Source organism: Inquilinus limosus DSM 16000, assembly GCF_000423185.1.
GTDB lineage: Bacteria > Pseudomonadota > Alphaproteobacteria > DSM-16000 > Inquilinaceae > Inquilinus > Inquilinus limosus.
On record NZ_AUHM01000002.1, the window covers coordinates 588,725 to 608,905 of the forward strand.

Annotated in this window: 20 protein-coding genes; 12 read left to right on the top strand and 8 right to left on the bottom strand. The window is 69.6% G+C overall.

Annotated features, from left to right (window positions below):
* Positions 1-7 precede the first annotated feature (7 nt).
* The 3 genes from G537_RS0106785 (at position 8) to G537_RS0106795 (ending at position 2,626) form a co-directional block, all read left to right on the top strand.
* Positions 8-1,189 (top strand): DUF3734 domain-containing protein, encoded by a 1,182-nt coding sequence (locus G537_RS0106785; RefSeq protein WP_034850744.1) that lies wholly within the window; start codon positions 8-10, stop codon positions 1,187-1,189.
* A gap of 71 nt (positions 1,190-1,260) precedes the next feature.
* Entirely contained in the window at positions 1,261-1,983 is a 723-nt protein-coding gene (locus G537_RS0106790) for an MOSC domain-containing protein (RefSeq protein ID WP_026869460.1), read from the top strand.
* A 28-nt stretch (positions 1,984-2,011) separates the two neighbouring features.
* Complete coding sequence (locus G537_RS0106795; protein WP_026869461.1) at positions 2,012-2,626, top strand: LysE family translocator; 615 nt, start codon at positions 2,012-2,014, stop codon at positions 2,624-2,626.
* A 9-nt stretch (positions 2,627-2,635) separates the two neighbouring features.
* Here G537_RS0106795 and G537_RS0106800 read toward each other — a convergent pair whose 3' ends face one another.
* The gene (locus G537_RS0106800) at positions 2,636-3,718 is read right to left on the bottom strand and encodes an ATP-dependent 6-phosphofructokinase (RefSeq protein WP_026869462.1); all 1,083 of its coding nucleotides are present in this window, start codon (positions 3,716-3,718) and stop codon (positions 2,636-2,638) included.
* Positions 3,719-3,891: 173 nt separating this feature from the next.
* Between G537_RS0106800 and G537_RS0106805 the strand changes: the two genes are divergently transcribed.
* From G537_RS0106805 to G537_RS0106820, 4 genes are all read left to right on the top strand, one after another.
* Positions 3,892-4,092: a YdcH family protein gene (locus G537_RS0106805; protein ID WP_026869463.1), complete on the top strand. Its 201-nt coding sequence runs from the start codon at positions 3,892-3,894 to the stop codon at positions 4,090-4,092.
* A gap of 30 nt (positions 4,093-4,122) precedes the next feature.
* Complete coding sequence (gene purE, locus G537_RS0106810) at positions 4,123-4,620, top strand: 5-(carboxyamino)imidazole ribonucleotide mutase (protein WP_026869464.1); 498 nt, start codon at positions 4,123-4,125, stop codon at positions 4,618-4,620.
* Positions 4,617-5,705 (top strand): 5-(carboxyamino)imidazole ribonucleotide synthase, encoded by a 1,089-nt coding sequence (locus tag G537_RS0106815; RefSeq protein ID WP_026869465.1) that lies wholly within the window; start codon positions 4,617-4,619, stop codon positions 5,703-5,705. The genes purE and G537_RS0106815 overlap by 4 nt, the downstream gene beginning before the upstream one ends.
* A 171-nt stretch (positions 5,706-5,876) precedes the next feature.
* Positions 5,877-7,652, top strand: a complete 1,776-nt coding sequence (locus G537_RS0106820; RefSeq protein ID WP_026869466.1) for an adenylate/guanylate cyclase domain-containing protein — start codon at positions 5,877-5,879, stop codon at positions 7,650-7,652.
* Between the two features lie 3 nt (positions 7,653-7,655).
* Here the strand turns inward: G537_RS0106820 and G537_RS0106825 are convergent, their stop codons facing one another.
* The 4 genes from G537_RS0106825 to nthA all read right to left on the bottom strand — a co-directional run bounded on the left by G537_RS0106825 (position 7,656) and on the right by nthA (position 9,808).
* On the bottom strand, positions 7,656-8,042 hold the full coding sequence (locus tag G537_RS0106825; RefSeq protein ID WP_034850746.1) for a RidA family protein: 387 nt from the start codon (positions 8,040-8,042) through the stop codon (positions 7,656-7,658).
* 98 nt (positions 8,043-8,140) lie between these two features.
* Positions 8,141-8,530 carry a nitrile hydratase accessory protein gene (locus G537_RS0106830; RefSeq protein WP_081688631.1) on the bottom strand — a complete coding sequence of 130 codons (390 nt, stop codon included), beginning with the start codon at positions 8,528-8,530 and terminating at the stop codon, positions 8,141-8,143.
* Complete coding sequence (gene nthB / locus G537_RS0106835; protein ID WP_026869469.1) at positions 8,517-9,176, bottom strand: nitrile hydratase subunit beta; 660 nt, start codon at positions 9,174-9,176, stop codon at positions 8,517-8,519. Before nthB ends, G537_RS0106830 begins: the two co-directional genes overlap by 14 nt.
* Positions 9,173-9,808, bottom strand: a complete 636-nt coding sequence (nthA, locus tag G537_RS0106840) for a nitrile hydratase subunit alpha (protein WP_026869470.1) — start codon at positions 9,806-9,808, stop codon at positions 9,173-9,175. Before nthA ends, nthB begins: the two co-directional genes overlap by 4 nt.
* Before the next feature lie 109 nt (positions 9,809-9,917).
* Between nthA and fumC the strand changes: the two genes are divergently transcribed.
* Both fumC and G537_RS0106850 read left to right on the top strand, forming a co-directional pair.
* Positions 9,918-11,321 (top strand): class II fumarate hydratase, encoded by a 1,404-nt coding sequence (gene fumC / locus G537_RS0106845; RefSeq protein WP_026869471.1) that lies wholly within the window; start codon positions 9,918-9,920, stop codon positions 11,319-11,321.
* A gap of 9 nt (positions 11,322-11,330) precedes the next feature.
* Positions 11,331-11,552 carry a ribbon-helix-helix domain-containing protein gene (locus G537_RS0106850; protein WP_026869472.1) on the top strand — a complete coding sequence of 74 codons (222 nt, stop codon included), beginning with the start codon at positions 11,331-11,333 and terminating at the stop codon, positions 11,550-11,552.
* 53 nt (positions 11,553-11,605) lie between these two features.
* Here G537_RS0106850 and G537_RS0106855 read toward each other — a convergent pair whose 3' ends face one another.
* Positions 11,606-11,917: a hypothetical protein gene (locus G537_RS0106855; protein WP_155888529.1), complete on the bottom strand. Its 312-nt coding sequence runs from the start codon at positions 11,915-11,917 to the stop codon at positions 11,606-11,608.
* A 133-nt stretch (positions 11,918-12,050) separates the two neighbouring features.
* The gene (locus G537_RS0106860) at positions 12,051-13,889 is read right to left on the bottom strand and encodes an extracellular solute-binding protein (RefSeq protein ID WP_034850749.1); all 1,839 of its coding nucleotides are present in this window, start codon (positions 13,887-13,889) and stop codon (positions 12,051-12,053) included.
* A 213-nt stretch (positions 13,890-14,102) separates the two neighbouring features.
* Here G537_RS0106860 and G537_RS36795 point away from each other — a divergent pair, with 213 nt between their 5' ends.
* From G537_RS36795 to G537_RS0106875, 3 genes are read left to right on the top strand one after another with little or no spacing between them, the layout of a single operon-like run.
* Positions 14,103-15,758 carry an extracellular solute-binding protein gene (locus G537_RS36795; RefSeq protein ID WP_026869475.1) on the top strand — a complete coding sequence of 552 codons (1,656 nt, stop codon included), beginning with the start codon at positions 14,103-14,105 and terminating at the stop codon, positions 15,756-15,758.
* 53 nt (positions 15,759-15,811) lie between these two features.
* Entirely contained in the window at positions 15,812-16,759 is a 948-nt protein-coding gene (locus G537_RS0106870) for a carbohydrate ABC transporter permease (protein WP_026869476.1), read from the top strand.
* Positions 16,746-17,645 (top strand): carbohydrate ABC transporter permease, encoded by a 900-nt coding sequence (locus G537_RS0106875; RefSeq protein WP_211230306.1) that lies wholly within the window; start codon positions 16,746-16,748, stop codon positions 17,643-17,645. The genes G537_RS0106870 and G537_RS0106875 overlap by 14 nt, the downstream gene beginning before the upstream one ends.
* 25 nt (positions 17,646-17,670) lie before the next feature.
* On the opposite strand, the gene G537_RS0106880 is transcribed toward G537_RS0106875, so the two are convergent.
* The gene (locus G537_RS0106880; protein WP_026869478.1) at positions 17,671-20,151 is read right to left on the bottom strand and encodes a glycogen/starch/alpha-glucan phosphorylase; all 2,481 of its coding nucleotides are present in this window, start codon (positions 20,149-20,151) and stop codon (positions 17,671-17,673) included.
* Positions 20,152-20,181 lie beyond the last annotated feature (30 nt).

Here is a 20,181-nt window from a genome sequence, read left to right on the forward strand (position 1 = left end):
ACACGCGATGCGTGGCGTGAAACGCAAGCAGGCGCGCAGCGCCCCTGGACGGGTCGAGGTGCCGCCCTACGATGTCGTCGCCCTGGTGCTGCAGGGCGGCGGTGCGCTCGGCGCCTACCAGGCCGGGGTCTATGAGGGGCTGCACGAGGCCGGCATCCGGCCGGGCTGGCTGGCCGGCATCTCGATCGGCGCGCTCAACACCGCGATCATCGCCGGCTCGCCGGAAGCCGAGCGGGTGGACCGGCTGCGCGAGTTCTGGGAGACGATCTGCGCCGCCCCGGTCGAGTGGCCGGCGAGCGAAGGCCTGGCGGAGGCGCTGCCCTTCGCCTTCGACATGCGGTCGGTGCACAACGCCGCGGCGGCGATGCGGGCGCTGTTCCAGGGCCAGCCCGGCTTCTTCAAGCCGCGCTTCCCGCCGCCTTATCTCTCGCCCTTCGCCGGGGACGCCGCCACCAGCTTCTACGACACCACCCCGCTGCGCGACACGCTGCTGCGGCTGGTCGATTTCGACCGGCTGAACTCCGGCGAGATCCGGGTCAGCGTCGGCGCGGTCAATGTCCGCAGCGGCAACTTCGTCTATTTCGACACGGCCGAGCGGAAGCTGGGGCCGGAGCACTTCATGGCCTCCGGCGCCCTGCCGCCCGGCTTCCCGGCGATCGAGATCGACGGCGAGTTCTACTGGGACGGCGGCGTGGTCTCGAACACGCCCCTGTCCTATGTGCTGTCGACCGAGCCGCGGCGCGACACGCTGGCCTTCCAGGTCGATCTGTGGTCGGCCAAGGGCCGGCTGCCGGACGACCTGATGGAGGTCACCAGCCGGCAGAAGGACATCCAGTATTCCAGCCGCACCCGCGCCATCACCACCTACATGCTGCAGATGCAGAAGATGCGCCAGGCGCTGCAGCGGGTGATGGAGAGGCTGCCGGAGGAGGCGAAGCAGGATCCGGAGATGCAGGCGATCGCCGAGTTGGCCTGCCACCGCGCCTACAACATCGTCCACCTGATCTATCAGTCGAAGGCCTATGAGGGCCATTCCAAGGACTACGAGTTCGGCCTGGACGCGATGCGCGAGCACTGGCAGAGCGGCCTCGACGACATCCGCCGCACTTTGGCCGACCCGCGCCGGCTGGACCGGCCGCCGCCGGAGATCGGCGTGGTCACCCACGACATCCACCGGCAGGACCGGTAGCCGGCCCGCGACTGGCATTGTGGACGCCCCTGCATTCGCGATAATGCCGGGAGGAACGGCAGGGGGATGCGATGGAGGGACGGGTCGCGGCGCTGTGGCGCTATCCGGTCAGCTCGCTCGGCGGCGAGCGGGTGGAGTCCTGTGCCGTCGATGCGACCGGCCTGGCCGGCGACCGGGCCTGGGGCCTGGCCGACCGCGACAGCGGCGAGACCGCCTTCCCGGAGACCAAGCGCCGCTGGCGGCCGGCGCCGCAGATCCGGGCCCGCAGCGCCGATGACGGGCTGCGGCTCGATTTCCCGGACGGAAGCAGCCTGCGGGCCGAGACTGCCGGCGACGCCCTGGCCGCCCATTTCGGCTTCCCGGTGGCGCTGCGCCCGCACGCCGCCGACGCGGCGGAGACGGCGACCGCCGGGCCGCTGAAGCCGCGCTACGAGCGCCACCCGATCCATCTGGTCACGACGGCATCGCTGGCGGCCTTGCGGGAGATCCTGCCGGGCAGCGCCATCGACGAGCGCCGGTTCCGGCCGAACCTGGTGCTCGATGTGCCGGCCGCCGAAGGCTTCGCCGAGACCGGCTGGATCGGCCGCACAGCGGTGGTCGGCGATGTGCGCATCCGCATCGCCGAGCCCTGCGTGCGCTGCGCCTTCACCACCCTGGCCCAGGGCGACCTGCCGCTCGATCCCGCGGTGCTGATGGCCATCGCCAAGCGCAACGGCACCCATTTCGGCGTCCTGTGCACGGTCGAGACGCCGGGCGAGATCCGGGTCGGCGATCCGGCGCGGGTGCTGGATTGAAATTCGAAAGAGAGACAGCGAGACGGGAATGACGATATCGGGTTTCATCGCCTATTCGGACGCCCTGGCGATCGCCGCGGTCATTCCCGGGCCGCAGCTCGTCGCCATCGTGGCCCAGGCGCTGAGGAGCGGGTACCGGCAGGCGGCCTGGATGACGGTCGGGATGGTCCTGGGAGACGTCCTCTATCTGGCCACCGTCCTCGCCGGGCTGGCCGTGATCGCGGAGACCTTCAGCATCCTGCTGATCGCCATCAAATGGGCGGGCGTCGGCTATCTCTGCTGGCTGGCGGTCCAGTTCTGGCGCGCGGGCGGAGCGGTCGGAGAGGGCAGCGCAGGCCCGGCCCGGAGCGGCAAGGGCGCCTTCCTGTCCGGCATCCTGGTCACCATCGGCAACCCGAAATCGATCCTGTTCTACATCTCCATCCTGCCGACCGTGGTCGACATCGACACGGTGTCGGTGATGGACGCGCTCGCCCTGCTGGCGATCACCGCGGTGATCCTTGCCGCCGTTCAGTTCCCCTTCGCCGTCGCCGGCGCCAGGACGCGCACGACCCTGCAGTCGCCCCGCGCCATGCGGCTGCTGAACCGCGGGGCCGCGCTGTGCATGGGCGGCGCCGCGGCGACGATCGCCACGAGAAGCTGACGCCTGGAATCAATCCCCCAGGCAGATCCCCAGCGCCCGGGCGGTCTTGACCAGCGGGTCGTCCGGCTTGATGTCCTGGTACTCGGCGATCGCGGCCTCCAGCGGCACGTCGATCACGCGGCGGTCGGACCAGGCCACCATGCGGTCGAACTTGCCCTCGGCGATCAGGTCGACCGCATGGGCGCCGAAGGCCGAGGCGATCAGCCGGTCGCGCCAGCTGGGCATCGAGCCGCGCTGGACATGGCCCAGCACCGTCACCCGCGTCTCCGCCCCCGTGGTCTCGGCGATCTTCGAGGCGACGTAGTCGCCGATGCCGCCGAGCCGCTTCTCGCCGCCGTGATACTCCTTGTGCACGGTGGTGCCGTCGGCGGTCTTCACCGCCTCCGACACCACCACGAGAGCAAAGTTGCGGCTCGCCCGCCGAACATCGCGGATCTTGTGGGCGACGGAGTCGATCGAGAACGGGATTTCCGGGATCAGGATCACGTCGGCGCCGCCGGCGATGCCGGCGGCCAGCGCGATGTGGCCCGCATCACGGCCCATCACCTCCAGCACCATCACCCGGGCATGGCTGGCCGCGGTCGGCTGCAGCCGGTCCAGCGCCTCGGTCGCCACCGCCACCGCGGTGTCGAAGCCGACCGAGACCTCGGTCAGGCCGACATCGTTGTCGATCGTCTTCGGGATGCCGACATAGTTGAACCCGCCCTGCTGGGCCAGGCGCCGCAGGATGGCGTGGCTGCCGTCGCCGCCGATGCCGATCAGCGCGTCGAGGCCGAGCTCGTGATAGCCGCTGACGATCTCGACCGACCGGTCCTTGACCGTGCCGTCGGACATCGGGAAGGCGAAGGGATCGCCCTTGTTGGTGGTGCCGAGGATGGTGCCGCCCTGGCGCATCACCGCGGTCGTCATCTTGTCGGGCGTCAGCACCTCGTAGCGCAGCGGCCGGGCCAGCAGGCCCGACGTGCCCTCCTTGATCCCGATCACGGTCCAGCCCAGCCCGTCGGCCCGGGACACCACCGACCGGATCACCGCGTTGAGCCCGGCGCAGTCGCCGCCGCTGGTCAGGATGCCGATGCGCTTCTCTCCCGCCATGCCGTGCCTTGTTTCCCTGTCGGTTGCGGTTCCCTCTTGTACCGGGAAGCGGCCGGTGCTGTAAGAGCCGGATGCGCCCCACCCCCGCGTCAAACGCGTTCCGGTCGGGCCACTCCCTTTGCTATGATCGGGCACCGCTGCACCCGGATCCGCAGGAAAGGTCGTTGGAGGGAATGATCGACATCGAGTCGATGCAGGAGAAGCTGGCCGCATTGCGGGTCGAGCACCGCGACCTCGACGAGATCATCGACCGGCTGACCGCGGACGGCCCCGTCAACCAGCTTCAGATCCAGCGCCTGAAGAAGCGCAAGCTGCTGCTCAAGGATCAGATCACCATGATCGAGAGCAAGCTCTTGCCCGACATCATTGCCTGAGCGCCCGCAGCCCCGAGGATATCCCGACCGATGGCCGAACCCGCCGCGCCGCCCGTGGCGATCATCATGGGCAGCCAGTCCGACTGGGAGACCATGCGCCACGCCGCCGAGACGCTGTCGCTGCTGGGCATCGGCCATGAGACTCGCATCGTCTCCGCCCACCGCACGCCGGAGCGGCTCTACGACTTCGCCCGCGAGGCGCGGGGCCGCGGCGTCAAGGTGATCATCGCCGGCGCCGGCGGCGCCGCGCACCTGCCCGGCATGGCGGCGGCGATGACGCCGCTGCCGGTGCTGGGCGTGCCGGTCGAGAGCAAGGCGCTGAAGGGCATGGACAGCCTGCTGTCGATCGTGCAGATGCCGGGTGGCGTCCCGGTCGGCACCCTGGCCATCGGCCGGGCCGGGGCGATCAACGCGGCGCTCCTGGCCGCCTCGATCCTGGCGCTGAGCGACCCCGCCGTCGCCGATGCGCTGGACGCCTGGCGCAAGCGCCAGACCGAGGCCGTGGCCGAGCATCCGAAGGACGAATGACCAGCACCGTTTCCCCCCTTCCTCCCGGCAGCGTCATCGGCATGCTGGGCGGCGGCCAGCTGGGCCGCATGACCGCCCTCGCCGCCGCCCGCCTCGGCTACCGCACCCATGTGCTGTGCCCGGACCTGGACAGCCCCTGCGCCCAGGTGACCGACCGGTCGACCCTGTCCTCCTACACAGACCATGCGGCGCTGGACGCCTTTGCGGCGCAGGTCGACGTCGTCACCTACGAGTTCGAGAACATCCCCTACGAGACCGTGCTGCACCTGGCCGCCCGTGTGCCGGTGCGGCCGGGGCCGGACGGGCTGGCGGTGTGCCAGGACCGGGTGGCGGAGAAGGATTTCTGCAACCGCCACGGCATCGGCACCGCGCCCTGGCGCGCCGTCGGCTCGGCCGAGGAGCTGGCGGCGGCCGTGGCTGCGATCGGCACGCCGTCGGTGCTGAAGACCCGGCGCGAGGGCTATGACGGCAAGGGTCAGGCGGTGATCCGCGATCCCGCCGGTGCCGCCGCGGCCTGGGAGAAGCTCGGCGGCCGTCCCGCCATTCTCGAAGGCTTCGTCGACTTCGCCCGCGAGCTGTCGGTGATCGCCGCCCGCGGTGTCGACGGGTCGGTGGTCTGCTACCCGGCGGTCGAGAACCGGCACCGCGACCACATCCTGGCGGAGACGATCGCCCCTGCCCCGGACCTGGCGCCGGAGCGTGCGGCCGAGGCGGAGGAGATCGCTCGGACGCTGATCACCGCGCTGGACATGGTCGGCCTCCTGGCCGTGGAGCTGTTCGAGGCGCGCGACGGCGGCCTCCTGGTCAACGAACTGGCGCCGCGGCCGCACAATTCCGGCCACTGGACCCAGGACGCCTGCGCCTGCGACCAGTTCGAGCAGCTGGTCCGCGCCGTCTGCGGCCTGCCGCTGGGGTCGACCGCGCGGCATTCCGACGCGGTGATGCACAACCTGATCGGCGACGACGTGCTGCGCTGGCCGGAGTTCCTGGCCGAGCCGGGCGCCAGGCTGCATCTCTACGGCAAGGGCGCCCCACGCCCCGGCCGCAAGATGGGCCATGTGAACCGGCTGGTGCCGAAAGGCTGAGGCGCCTCGCCGCAGTCTTGGGCCGGGACGAACCCGGATAACGGTGAATTCACGGCCCCGCCGCTATCGCCCTCCGAAAGGATGAGCGCGGCGCCGGGCATGGCCGACCTTCGGCATTGCAGGATCGCAAGGCGCGCCGCAAGCTGATGCAATCGTCGAAGATCGTTGCCCATGCGAGCCCAGCGCCGGCTGACCGTTATCGTTTCCCTCGACGTGGCAGGCTTCACCCGCCTGGTGCAGGAGGATGAGCGCGCCACGCTGGCGGCGCTGGCCTCCATCCGCCGCGAGCTGCTGGGTGCGACGCTGCAGGCCCGCAACGGCCATGTGTTCAAGACCATGGGCGACGGCGTGCTGATCGAGTTCCCCAGCATCGAGGACGCCGTGTCCTGGACGGTCGATTTCCAGGAGACGATGGCGGCCCGCAACGCGCGCCGGGCCGGACGGCCGATCCTGGTGCGCGCCGGCATTGCGCTGGCCGATGTTTACGTCGAGGGGGAAGACCGCTTCGGGGCCGCCGTTGCCTTCGTCGTCCGCCTGCAGCAGGCGGCGCCGCCCGGCGGGATCGCCATCACCCATTCCGTGCGCTGGCAGTTGGGCCGGGCGCTGCAGACGCCCTTTGTCCGGGTCATGAAGACGCTGCGGGACATCGGCGAACCGATGGAGGTCTGGGTCTGGGGACCTCCAGGGGCGACGATCGAAGATGCGGAGAAACCGGCCGGGCCTGCCGGCGCGCTGGATGAGGACGATCTGCCGTCCATCGTCGTCCTGCCCTTCGACAACCTGTCGGGCGATCCCGCCGTCTCCGCTCTCGCCGACGGCGCGGTGGAGGAGATCACCGCGACGCTGTCCCGCATCCGGGACTTCACCGTGATCGCCCGCCATTCGGCCGAGGCCTATCGGGCCGCGGGGCGGCCGATGGACCCGCGCGAGGTCGCCCGCACGCTCAAGGTCCGCTACCTGCTCGAGGGCAGCGTGCGGAAATCCGGCGACCGGGTGCGGATCACGGCCCAGCTGGTCGACGCGGCCAGCGCGCTGCATCTCTGGTCCGGCCGTTTCGACGGGACGGTCGACGAGATGTTCGATCTGCAGGACCGGATCGCCGAGGGCGTCGCCGGGGCGCTGCACCCGTCGATCCGGGCGGCGGAGATCACGCTGGCGCTGCGCAAGCGGCCGGACAGCCTCGCCGCCTACGACCTGATGCTGCGGGCGCTGCCGCATCTCTGGGCCCACCGGAAATCCGAAAACAGCGAGGCGATCCGGCTGCTGGGCGAAGCGCTGCGGCTGGATCCGGGCTACAGCCGCGCCGCGGCCCTCGCCGCCTGGGCGCATGGCCAGCAGGTCACCTACAACTGGGCCTCGGATTTCGCCGCCGAGCGGGCCGCGGGCGACCGCCTGATCAAACGGGCGTCGGAAGGCGCCCAGGACGACGCCACGGCGCTGAGCGCCCTGGCCACGGCGACCATGCTGCTGTTCGGCGATGTCGCCCGGGCGGAGCAGTTCGTCGACCGCGCCCTGGCGCTCGACCCGAACCACGCCTGGGCCTGGACCCGCCGCGGCTTCCTGCACGTCTATCGCGGCGATCCGGGCGCGGGCCGCCCCTGCTTCGAGCGGGCGATCCGCCTCAGCCCCCTCGATCCCTTCAGCTTCAACTGCTTCATCGGCCTGGGCCTCACCGCCTTCGCCGAAGGCCGCCCCGAGGAGGCTGCCGGCTGGACCCGAAGGGCCCTGCACCAGAAGCCGGCGGCGACCTGGATGTTCCGCGACCTCGCCACCTTCCTCGCCCATGCCGGGCAGATTGAGGCCGCGCGCCGCGCGCTGGCGCAGTTCACGGCCTCCCGGCCCGGGATCACCGTCTCGACCGTGGCCGATGCGCTGCACTATTTCGAGCCGGGCCTGCTGCGGCGCTATCTCGACGGGCTGCGCCGCGCCGGGCTGCCGGAGGGATGACGCCTACCGGGCCGCGACCGCCTGGATCTCCACCAGCAGGCTGGGCAGCACCAAGCCGGCGACGATCACCAGGGTCGAGGCCGTGGCGTGCCCTGCCAGGCGTCGCTCGCGCACGCTGCGGTAGAGCGGCACCAGGTCCGGCCGGGTGATGAAGCCGTCGACCTTGACCAGATCGGTCACGGTCATGCCGGCATCTGCCAGCACCGCGAACAGATTGTCCCAGGCCAGCTCCATCTGCCGCTCCGGGTTGTCGGGGACGGCGCCGTCGGGCCCGGCGCCGACCTGGCCGGAGATGTGCAGCCAGCTCGCCCCGGCCGGGGCCGAGGCGCCGTGGCTGTAGCGGGAGAACGGCGCGGCGACGCCGGCCGGGTTGTGCAGCTGAATGGTCATGGGTCCTCCAGGAAAGACAATCGTAGGCTGGGTTCGCGAATGCGAACCCAGCACCGGTCCCGCCATCGACATGTTGGGTTCGCGAACGCGAACCCAACCTACCCACCGGAAGACAGCGGATCGTTCTCCAGCAGGATCGGCGCGCCATGCGGCGTCGCCCGGGCCGCGCGGTCCCAGGCCGCCTTGCGCCGCCCCAGCGCTTCGGGATCGGCGACGCCCTTGGCCGCCACCAGCCGCTCGAGCGCGGCGAGCCAGTGCTCGTAGTAGCGGCTGCCGTCGTCGGGATCGCCGGCGGCCCGGGCGCGGGCGATCTCATCCGCCAGCGCCGCCGCCCATTCCGGCCAAGTGAAGACGCCGCGCTGGTGCAGCGCCACCGCCATGGCGAAGGCCTGGGCCTGCCAGGGTTCGGCGAAGACCGGCCCGTCGGCGTCGCGCGGCAACGGCGCTGCGTCGCGCAGGGCGTCGATCACCACCTCATGCCGGCTCAAGATAGCCCTCCCAGGCGTCGATCGAGACGGTGAGGGTCGGGTCGGCCGCCTCGCCCCACAGCTCCCGTCCGGTGAAGCGCACGGTGTAGAGCCATTGCGGGTTCTCGCCGCGGCCATGGGCGTTGGTGTCGGGCAGCACGAAGACGCCGTGCACGCGTTCGATCTCACCCACCTTGCCGCGGGCGTAACGCGGCAGCCTCGTGTGGCCGGTGGGGTGCTCGTTGCGGGTCCGCACCGCGTCGCCGACGGCGAAGCGCGCCGGCGCCTCGGCCGGCCGCTCGTAATTGGTGCCGCGCGCCAGCACCGCCGCGACCTGGTCGGCCCGCAGCACCCTCTGGCCCGGGACCGGCGGGTCGATGGCGCGCCCGGCCTTCAGTTCCTCCGCCGAGACCAGCCCGGCGCCCTGCAGCAGCTTCTCCAGCCCCTTGGTCCAGATCTCGTAGTAGCTGGACGACAGGTAGTCCGCCGGGTGCAGCGTCTCGCGCGCATGCCGGCCGGCGTCGATATTCCAATGCCCCAGGGCACCCGCCGCCAGGGTGATGGCGAGCGCCCGCTTCTCCCATTCCGCATGGAAGCGGACATCCTCCGGCTCCGGCACCACCGGGCCGAAGCCCATCATGCCGCCGAGGTCCTGAGCGCCGTTCATCGTGCGTCTCCCGGTTCGCGGGCGAGCCCGGCGCCGATCATGCTGTCGCGGGTGACGAGGTCGGCCAGCGCGTCCTCGTCCCAGCCCTCGGTGTCGGCCGGGCGCATCGGGATCACGAGGTAGCGGGTCTCGGCGGTCGAATCCCAGACCCGGATCCGGGTCGCTTCCGGCAGGGTGACGCCGAATTCGGCCAGCACGCCGCGCGGGTCGATCACCGCGCGCGAGCGGTACGGGGCCGATTTGTACCAGACCGGCGGCAGGCCCAGCACCGGCCAGGGGTAGCAGGAGCACAGGGTGCAGACGACGAGGTTGTGCGTGTCGGGCGTGTTCTCGACCGCCACCATGTGCTCGCCCTGGCGGCCGACGAAGCCGAACTCCGCGATCGCGGCGCTGGCGTCGGCCAGGAGGCGTTCGCGATAGGCCGGATCGGCCCAGGCCTTCGCCACCACCCGGGCACCGTTGCGCGGCCCGACCTTGGTCTCGTAGGTCTCGATCAGCACGTCGAGGGCCGCCGGGTCGACATAGCCCTTCTCGACCAGGATCGATTCCAGCGCCTTCACCCGCAGCGCGATCTCGGGCAGCGCGCTGCCGTCGTGGTCGTCGTGATCGTGGTCGTGATGATGCCCGGACATGGCCTGCTCCACACATCGATACCGTCGGGGACAGCCCAGCCTACCGCCCCCGGCGCTTTCGTGCTAGCAAGCCGGCCAGCCGAAAACTGACAGCAACCGGAGCCGTTCGATGGCCGCCGAAACCGCATTCCGCACCGAGACCGACAGCCTGGGCGCCGTCGAGGTGCCGGCCGACCGCTATTGGGGGGCGCAGACCCAGCGCAGCCTGCAGAACTTCAAGATCGGCGGCGAGCGCATGCCGGCCCCGCTGGTGCGGGCCCTGGGCATCCAGAAGAAGGCGGCGGCCCAGGCCAACATCGCGCTGGGCGAGCTGGACCCGACGGTCGGCAACGCCATCGTCGCCGCCGCCGAGGAGGTGATCGACGGCACCCTGGCGGACCATTTCCCGCTGGTGGTGTGGCAGACCGGCTCCGGCACCCAGACCAACATGAACGCCAACGAGGTGATCTCGAACCGCGCGATCGAGATCCTGGGCGGCGAGATCGGCTCGAAGAAGCCGGTGCATCCGAACGACCACGTCAACCGCGGCCAGTCCTCGAACGACAGCTTCCCGACGGTGATGCACATCGCCGCGGTCGAGCAGATCGGCCACGAGCTGCTGCCGAGCCTGGAGCACCTGCACCGCGCCCTGGCCCAGAAGGCGACTGAGTTCAAGGACATCGTCAAGATCGGCCGCACCCATCTGCAGGACGCGACGCCGCTGACACTGGGCCAGGAATTCTCCGGCTACGCCCGGCAGATCGAGCTGGGCATCGCCCGGGTGAAGGGCTGCCTGCCGCATCTGCTCGACCTCGCCCAGGGCGGCACCGCCGTCGGCACCGGGCTGAACGCCAAGGAGGGCTTCGCCGAGGCCTTCGCGGCGCATGTCGCCAGCATCACCGGCTACCCGTTCAAGACCGCGCCGAACAAGTTCGAGGCGCTGGCGGCGCATGACGCCTGCGTCGAGGCCTCGGGCGTGCTGAACACGCTGGCCACGTCGCTGATGAAGATCGCCAACGACATCCGCCTGCTGGGCTCCGGCCCGCGCTGCGGCATCGGCGAGATCCACCTGCCGGAGAACGAGCCCGGCTCCTCGATCATGCCGGGCAAGGTCAACCCGACCCAGTCCGAGGCGATGACCATGGTCTGCGCCCAGGTGATGGGCAACCACGTCGCCATCACCATCTCCGGCGCCACCGGCCATTTCGAGCTGAACGTGTTCAAGCCGGTGATCATCTACAACCTGCTGCAGTCGATCCGCCTCCTGGCCGATGCCTGCCGCAGCTTCACCGACAACTGCGTCGTCGGCATCGAGGCCCGGACCGAGCGGATCAAGCAGCTGCTGCACGAATCGCTGATGCTGGTGACGGCGCTGAACCCGCATATCGGCTACGACAACGCCGCCAAGGTGGCGAAGAAGGCGCATGCCGAGAACACCACGCTGAAGCAGGCGGCGATCGCGCTCGGCCTCCTGACCGCCGAGCAGTTCGACCAGTGGGTGCGGCCGGAGACCATGGTCGGCCCGCACGCCTGATCGACAGCGGTGAGCGGCGTCCGCAAGCGGTCGGTCAGCATCGCCGGCCACGCCACCAGCGTGTCGCTGGAGCCGGCCTTCTGGGACGCCCTCACCCGCCTGGCCGCCGCGCGCGGCGTGCCGGTCAACCGGCTGGTCGAACAGGTCGACGCCGCCCGCGACCCGGAGGGCAACCTGTCGAGCGCGCTCAGGATCGAGGTCCTGCAGGCGGCGCTCACGCGGGAGATCTGACACGAAAAAGCCCCGGCCGGCGGCCGGGGCTTTTCTCTGGGAGGATGGTCCGATCAGCTGCCGCACTGCGCGGTGTAGGCCTGATCGCCCGAAGTCACCTGCTGGTCGATCTGCTGGATCTGGGCGTCGGTCAGGTTCAGCTCGGCCTTGCAGGTCTTGTACAGGTCGTTGAGCTTCCTGGTCTCGGCCATGACCTCCTTCATCGCCGAGCACTGCTCGTCCTTCGCGGCCGTGGCCTTGCCGGCCAAGGTCTGGGACAGGCTCATGACCTTCTGCGACTGGGCCTGGGCATCATCGGTGCAGCCGGCAAAAGCCGGCGACGCCGCCAGGGTGGCAATGGCGGCGGCGAAGAGAATGCGCTTCACGAAAAGCTCCTTGGGCTTCTGAGACGAGCCGCAGCGGACCGAGCCGAAGCGGCGCCTGGAAAACCCGCGGCCGCGGACCATGTTCCCAGCAATTGAGAAGAATTGCGCCGATCCGCGGAGCCGCTAGGAACCGCTACTTCGAATTGGCCCACCAGGCCTCCAGCACCGTGCCGTAGGTCGGGTTGACCGTGGTGACCCGGCCGAGATCGCCCCAATAGGCGATGTAGTCGCGGTCGAGGTAGTAGAGCGGCACCACGTAGTTGCCCCAGAGCAGCACCCGGTCGAGGGCATGCACGGCCGCCTCCAGTTCCTCCTGGCTGCGGGCGTTGGTGACGGCCTCGATCAGCTCGTCCACCGCCGCGCTCTTCACCCCGGCATAGTTGCGGGTGCCGGGCGCATCGGCCGACCGGCTGCCCCAGTAGACCATCTGCTCCGACCCCGGCGACAGCGTCACCAGCCATTTGTTGAGCAGCATGTCGAAGTCGTAGGTCTCGGTCCGGTTGCGGTACTGGGCGCTGTCGACCAGCCGGACCGAGGCGGCGACGCCGAGCCGCCGCAGTTGGTCGGCATAGGCCAGCGCGATGCGCTGATAGGTCTTGTCCTGCAGCAGGATCTCGAACCGGAACGGGGTGCCGCTGCCGTCGACCAGCACATTGTCCCGGATGGTCCAGCCGGCTTCGGCCAGAAGGGCCTGCGCCGCCCGCAGGTTCTCGCGGTTGCGGCCGCTGCCGTCGCTGGGCGGCAGGGTGTAGGGCTCGGTGAAGAGCTGCGGCGGCAGCTGGTCGCGGAACGGCTCCAGCAGCTTCAGCTCCGCCCCCTTCGGCGTGTCGGTGGCGGCCAGCGGCGAATTGGCGAAGAAGCTGTCGTCGCGCTTGTACTGGCCGCCCAGCAGGGTCTTGTTCACCCATTCGAAGTCGAAGGCCAGGATCATCGCCCTGCGCACCCGCGGATCGGCGAAGAGCGGCTTCCGGCTGTTCATGGCGAAGCCCATCATGCCGGCCGGCCGGTAATGCGGCAGGGTCAGCAGCGTGACGCGCCCGTCCTGGGCCGCCGGGAAGTCGTAGGCGCCGCCGACCCATTTCTCGGCGTTCCATTCGCGCCGGAGCGTGTAGGCGCCGGCCTTGAACGCCTCGAGCGCCACATCGTCGTCGAGATAGAAGTCGTAGCGCATCACGTCGAAATTGTGCTGACCGCGCATCGCCGGCAGGTCGGCGCCCCACCAGTCCTTGACCCGCTCCAGCACGATGCTGCGGCCCGGATCGACCTGGCTGATCTTGTACGGCCCGGCGCCGAGCGGGATGTCGAGGCTGGGCTGGTCGAAGGGGTGGGCCGTGTACCACGCCTTGCTGAGCACCGGCTGCAGCGCCACGACCAGGGGCGCCTCGCGCGACGCCTCCTCCTTGAAGGTGAAGCGCACGGTGCGGTCGTCGAGCCGGTCGACCGAGGCGATCCGGTCGTAGAGGGCGCGGGAGGTCGGCAGGCCCTTGGTGCCCAGCGCCTGCGCCGTGAAGATCACGTCGTCGGCGGTGATCGGCGTGCCGTCGTGGAACACCGCCTTCGGGTTGATGTGGAAGGTGATCGACCGCCGGTCGTCCGGCATCTCGACCCGGTCGGCGACATAGGGATAGAGGCTGAACGGCTCGTCATAGCTGCGCGCCATCAGCTGGGCGAAGTGATAGGGCGGGACGATGGAGAGGATCTGGTCCCGCCGGCCGCCGACGATGAAGGGGTTCAGGCTGTCGAAGCTGCCGATCACGGCCTGGCGCAGCTCTCCGCCCTTCGGCGCATCCGGATTGGCATAGGCGAAATGGTCGAAGCCCGGCGGATACTTCGGCTGGCCGTGCATGGCGATGCCGGCCCCGGCCGCCGGCGCCTCGGCCTGTACCGGGGCCTGCGTCTGGGCGACGGCCGGCAGAGCGCCGGGCAGCAGGACGGCGAGGGCGAGGCAAAGCAGGAGGCGGGCGGCGCGCATGCGGCTTGTCCGGGGTCGGATTCGGATGGGGCGCAGTCTTCCCGCCCAGAGGCCTCGGTGCAAGACCGATACGTCCGGCGGCCGGCTTGACAAGCCTTGCGCAAGCATCGCACGATTTCGCCTGACATAACGAACGCGAATTGCGTCGAGCGCGAATCCAAGGATCGAAGCTGACCGGACATGGTCCGGCGATGTCACAGGGGGAGGAAAGCCATGGCCATCAGCAGGGCTCTGCTGCTGTCGGCGGCGCTGATCGTCCTGGGCGGTGCCGCCGCCGTCGCACAGAACACGCCGCACGTCACCTGGCACGACGACGGGACGGTGACCCTGAAATCCGATCCCGAATACGGGATGGAGATCAAGACGACGAAGGAGGAGCTGGGCTCCCTCTTCGGTCCCGGCCAGAAGCCCTTCGAGGGCGAGACGGTGACGGTCCTCACCCTCGATTCCGGCCCCAAGGGCGGCATCTCCGGCCCGCTCTACATGTTCCGCCCGATCTGGGAGGAGCTGACCGGCGCCAAGCTGAACATCGCGCTGACCCCGATCTCGGAGCTCTACACCAAGACTTTCCTCGACCTGCGCAACGGCACCGGCGAATACGACGCCATGATCGTCGGCGCCTTCTTCTACGGCGACCTGATCGCCGGCAAGTACATCCTGCCGGTCGATGAGTGGAACAAGAGCGGCGAGTATCCCAAGTGGGATTACGGCGTGATGCCGCCGTCGGTGCACGCCATCTACACCTGGGAAGGCACCGGCTACGGCGTGCCGAGCGACGTCGACGGCCAGATCCTGTACTACCGCCGCGACCTGCTGACCGACCCGCAACACCAGACGGCGTTCAAGGCGGAGTACGGCTACGACATGCCGGTGCCGCCGAAGACGGCGCAGCAGGTGCGCGACATCGCCAAGTACTTCAACGGCAAGAACTTCGACAGCAACGACCCGGAGCCGGATTCGGGCATCGTCCTGCACCTGAAGGTGCGTGAGCAGGGGCTGTACCACTTCACCACCCTCGCCACCTCCTTCGCCATGACGCCGGGCGAGACGCTGGACCGGACCCACAACGTCTACTGGTTCGACCCGGTCGACATGAAGCCGCTGATCAACAGCCCCGGCCACGTCAGGGCGCTGGAGTTCCTGAAGGAGCTGGCCTCCTACGGCCCATCGGCCCAGGTGAGCTGGAGCCTGGGCGAGGCGTGGGACTATTTCCTGCGCGGCAAGGCGGTGTTCAACTTCTCCTACGGCGACGTCGGCGCGCTGGCACAGGACCCGGAGCGGTCGAAGCTCCGCGGCAAGCTCGGCTCCACCGTCCTGCCGGCCTCGGACACCTACTGGGACATGGAGAAGAAGGACTTCGTCAAGGCCGAGGGGCCGCGGCAGGTCGGCAACAACACCGGCGGGTCGTGGCACGGCGTGGTGTCGTCGCTGGGTCAGCATCCCGAGGCGGCCTACAGCCTCTTGGCGCTGATGGCGATCAAGCCGTCGCAGAAGTTCCTGGCCACGATCGGCTGGGACGGCGTCGATCCCGGCTACAGCTACCAATGGCTGGAGCCGACCGGGGAGGCGAAGCTGACCGACTACACCGAATCCAGCCTGAAATGGGACGAGCAGGACGTGAAGGAGTACCTGCAGGCCTATTACGAGACCTACAACGCCAAGACCACGCTGCCGTATCTGCGGATCACCGGCACGCAGGAGTATTACGACGCCCTGGACAGCAACCTGTCGGCGGCGATGAGCGGATCGAAGACGCCGCAGCAGGCGCTGGACGACACGGCCGCGGCCTGGGAGCAGATCACCGACCGCCTCGGCCGCGACCAGCAGTTGAAGAACTACCAGGCGGCGATCGGTTGGAAGGGAGAATAAGCCGGGCACGATCCGTGCCCGACGCATGACCGGAAGGGGGCCGAGACGGCACGATGCGCTGGACCGGACGAATCCGCCTGCTGTTCCTGACCCCGGCGGTGGCCTGGGTGCTGGTGTTCACCATCTTTCCGACGCTCTACACCGTCTACGCCGCCTTCCACACGGTGAAGACCGAGACGGTGATGACCCGGACCGAGGTGCCGCGGCTGGACGCCAGCGGCAACCCGGTGCTGAAGCCGGACGGCACGCCGCGCACCCGGACCGAGGTCAAGCGCGAGACGCTCAACACCTGGACCTTCGCCGGGCTGGGCAATTTCGGCCGCGTCTTCACCGACCCGCAGGTGCGCGAGGCGGCGCGGGTGACCGCGATCTTCGTGATCGTCTCGGTCGGCATCGAGATGGGGCTGGGCCTGCTGCTGGCCATCCTGTTCAACCGCAGCATCCCGGGCCGCGGCGTGCTGCGCACCATCATGATCCTGCCGATCTTCGCGACGCCGGTCGCGGCCGGGTACCTGTTCTTCACCATCTTCTACGAGGCTGGCGGGCCCTTGGGCTGGACCGGCATCCCCTGGCTGTCGAACCCGAGCTGGGCCCTGGTGTCGGTGATGATCGTCGACATCTGGCAGTGGACGCCGTTCTGCTTCCTGGTCCTTCTGGCCGGGCTGCAGGCCATCCCCGACGACCTGATCGAGGCGGCGCGGCTGGACACCAGCTCCAGCCTCCGGATCTGGACCGGGGTGGTGCTGCCGCTGATGACGCCGGTGATCGTGATCGTGCTGCTGCTGCGCCTGGCCGAGGCGATCAAGGTGTTCGACGTCGTCGCCTCGCTGACCGTGGGCGGGCCCGGCAACGCCACGCAGTCGGTCTCCTACCTCGCCTTCCGCACGGGCCTGCGCTTCTTCGACGTCGGCTACGCCTCGGCCCTGGCGCTGACGCTCCTGGCCGTGGTGATGGCCGTCGTCACCCTGTTCTTCAAGCGGGTGCGCAATGTCTACGCCTGAAGCCACGGCACCGATCCACGAGGCGCCCATCGACCGGGTCAAACCGATCGGCCGCCGCAGCGGCATGGCCGACGCGATCTGGTCGCTGGTCGCGATCGCGGCCGCGATCCTGTTCTTCTTCCCGCTCTACTGGGCGATCTCGACGGCGCTGCGCAACCCGGCGGACACCTTCACCGTCGCCGGCCTCGGCGTCCCCTGGCTCGATTTCCAGCCGACGCTCCGCAACTTCGCGCTGGAGCTGAGCACGCCCGAGGGCTGGCGGGCGATGCGGACCAGCCTGATCGTCTCGCTCAGCGCCGTGGTGCTCGCCCTCGCGCTGGGCCTGCCGGCGGCCTACGCCCTGGCCCGGTTCAGGTTCTGGAGCAACAGCGACATCACCATCTGGTTCCTGTCGCAGCGCGTGCTGCCGCCGGTGGCGACGCTGCTGCCCTTCTACCTCGTGTTCCGGTCGCTCGACATGCTGGACAGCAAGACGGCGCTGATCCTGTGCAACGCGACCTTCATCCTGCCCTTCGTCGTCGTCATCCTGCGCCAGACCTTCCTCGACCTGCCGGTCGAGCTGGAGGAGGCGGCGCTGGTCGACGGCGCCTCGCATTGGGGCGCCTTCTGGCGCGTGGCGCTGCCGCTGGCGGCGCCGGCGGTGGCGGCCACCGCCATGATCATCTTCGCCTTCGCCTGGAACGAGTTCCTGTTCTCCTCATCCCTCGGCATCACCGAGACCAAGATGATGCCCGCCCATATGGCCGGCGCGGTCGACACCCGGGGCGTGCAGTTCTGGTTCATGGCGACCCGGGCGCTGATCGCGATGATCCCGCCGGTGCTGCTGGCCTTGTTCGCCCAGCGCTACATAGTGCGCGGCCTGACGCTGGGGGCGGTGAAGGGTTGAGGAGGGTGGCCGGCCCGCCGCGGCGTCACTCCGCGGCCCGGGCCAAGGGCGGCCAGACGCCCCAGATCTCCTCGGCGTAGTCGCGCACGGTGCGGTCGGAGGAGAACCAGCCGACATGGGCGGTGTTCCGGATCGCCATCCGGGTCCAGGCGGCGCGGTCGCGGTACAGCGCGGCGGCCCGGGCCTGGGCGTCCCAATAGGCGGCGAAATCGGCCGCCACCAGGAACCAGTCGCTGTGCCGCAGCGCGTCGGTGATCTGCCGGAACCGGCCCGGGTCGTCGGGCGAGAAGGTGCCGTCCTCGATCGCCGCCACGGCGCGGGCCAGGCGCGGGTCGGCCGCGATCACCGCCGCCGGGTCGTAGCCCTGGGCCCGCTTCGCCGCCACCTCGGCCGCGGTCAGGCCGAAGATCAGGATGTTGTCCGCGCCCACCCGCTCGGCGATCTCGACATTGGCGCCGTCGAGCGTGCCGATGGTGATCGCGCCGTTCAGCGCGAACTTCATGTTGCCGGTGCCCGACGCCTCCATGCCGGCGGTCGAGATCTGCTCCGACAGGTCGGCCGCGGGGATGATGCGCTCGGCCAGCGTGACGTTGTAGTTCGGCAGGAACACCATCTTCAGCTGGTCGCGGATCTCGGCGTCGGCGTTGATCACCTTGGCGACATCGTTGGCCAGCTTGATGATCAGCTTGGCCATGGCGTAGCCGGGGGCGGCCTTGCCGGCGAAGATCTTGACCCGCGGCGTCCAGGCCGCGTCCGGGGTGTCGCGCATCTCCTGCCACAGCGCCACCGCATGCAGGATGTTCAGCAGCTGGCGCTTGTATTCGTGGATGCGCTTGACCTGGACATCGAACATCGCGTCGCCGGAGACGCGGAGGTCGGCGATCTCGCCGATATGGTGCGCCAGCAGGGCCTTGTTGCGGCGCTTCACCGCCCAGAAGGCCTCGCGGAAGGCGGTGTCCTCGATCTTGCCGGACAGCGCCGACAGCCGCTCCAGATCGTCCTCCCAGCCGGTGCCGATCATGTTGTGGATCAGCTGCGCCAGGTTCGGGTTGGCCTGCACCAGCCAGCGGCGCGGGGTGATGCCGTTGGTCTTGTTGGTGATGCGGTCGGGGAATTCCTCATGCAGGTCGCGGAACACCGTCTCGCGCATCAGCTGGGTATGCAAGGCCGAGACGCCGTTGACCCGGTGGCTGCCGAGGAAGGCCAGCGGCCCCATGCGCACCCGCCGGTCCCACCCTTCCTGGATCAGCGACAGGCTGGACAGTCGGCTCGGGTCCTTCGCCACCACGCGCGAGGATTTCAGGAAGCGGTCGTTGATCTCGTAGACGATCTGCAGGTGGCGCGGCAGCACCCGTTCCAGGAGGGCCACCGGCCAGGTCTCCAGCGCCTCCGGCATCAGCGTGTGGTTGGTGTAGCTGATGCAGCCCCGGGTGATCTTCCAAGCCCGGTCCCAGTCCAGCCGGTGCCGGTCGATCAGCAGGCGCATCAGCTCCGGCACCGCGATCGCCGGATGGGTGTCGTTCAGCTGCAGCGCCGCCTTCTCCGGCAGGTCGTCATAGCCGTCGTGATGCATCCGGTGCCGGCGCAGCACGTCCTGCAGCGAGGCCGAGGTGAAGAAGTATTCCTGCTTCAGCCGCAACTCCTGCCCCGCCGGCGTGTTGTCGTTGGGGTACAGCACGCGCGACAGCGTCTCGGACAGGACCTTGTCCTCGACCGACTTCATATAGTCGCCGGAGTTGAAGGGGGCGAGGTCGAACTCCCGCACCGGCTTGGCCGACCACAGCCGCAGCGTGTTGACGGTGTCGCCGCCCCAGCCGACCACCGGCGTGTCGTAGGCGACGGCGAGCACCCGCTGGCTGCCGTGCCAGCGCGCCCTGGGCCGGCCGTCCGGCCCGGGCTCGCCCGGCTCGACCTTGCCGTAGAAGTCGATCGGATAGGCGACCTCCGGCCGCTCGAACTCCCACGGATTGCCGAATTTCAGCCAGTCCTCGGGATATTCGACCTGCCAGCCGCGGTCGAACTGCTGCTCGAACAGCCCGTATTCGTAGCGGATGCCGTAGCCGGTGCCGGCGATGCCGAGCGTGGCCATGCTGTCGAGGAAGCAGGCGGCCAGGCGGCCGAGGCCGCCATTGCCGAGCGCGGCGTCGGGCTCGACCTCCAGCACGGCGCCGAGATCGACACCGAAATCGGCCAGCGCCTCGCGGCAGGTGTCGTAGATCCCGAGATTGGTCAGGGCGTTGGCCATCAGCCGGCCGACCAGGAACTCGAGGCTGAGATAGTAGACCCGCTTGCCGTCGGTCTCCTCCTCGCGGTGCTGCGCCGCCATCCAGCGGTCGACCAGCCGGTCGCGCACCGCCAGCGCGGTGGCGGCGAACCAGTCGTGGCGGGTGGCGCGATGGATCTCGCGCCCGACGGCATAGACCAGCCATTCCAGGATGTCGCGCTTCAGCGAGTCCCGGTCGAGCCCGCGCGGCTCGATGGCGATCTGGGTGGCTGGCAGGTCCATCGCTGACCCCCAAATGCTGCACTGCGGTAT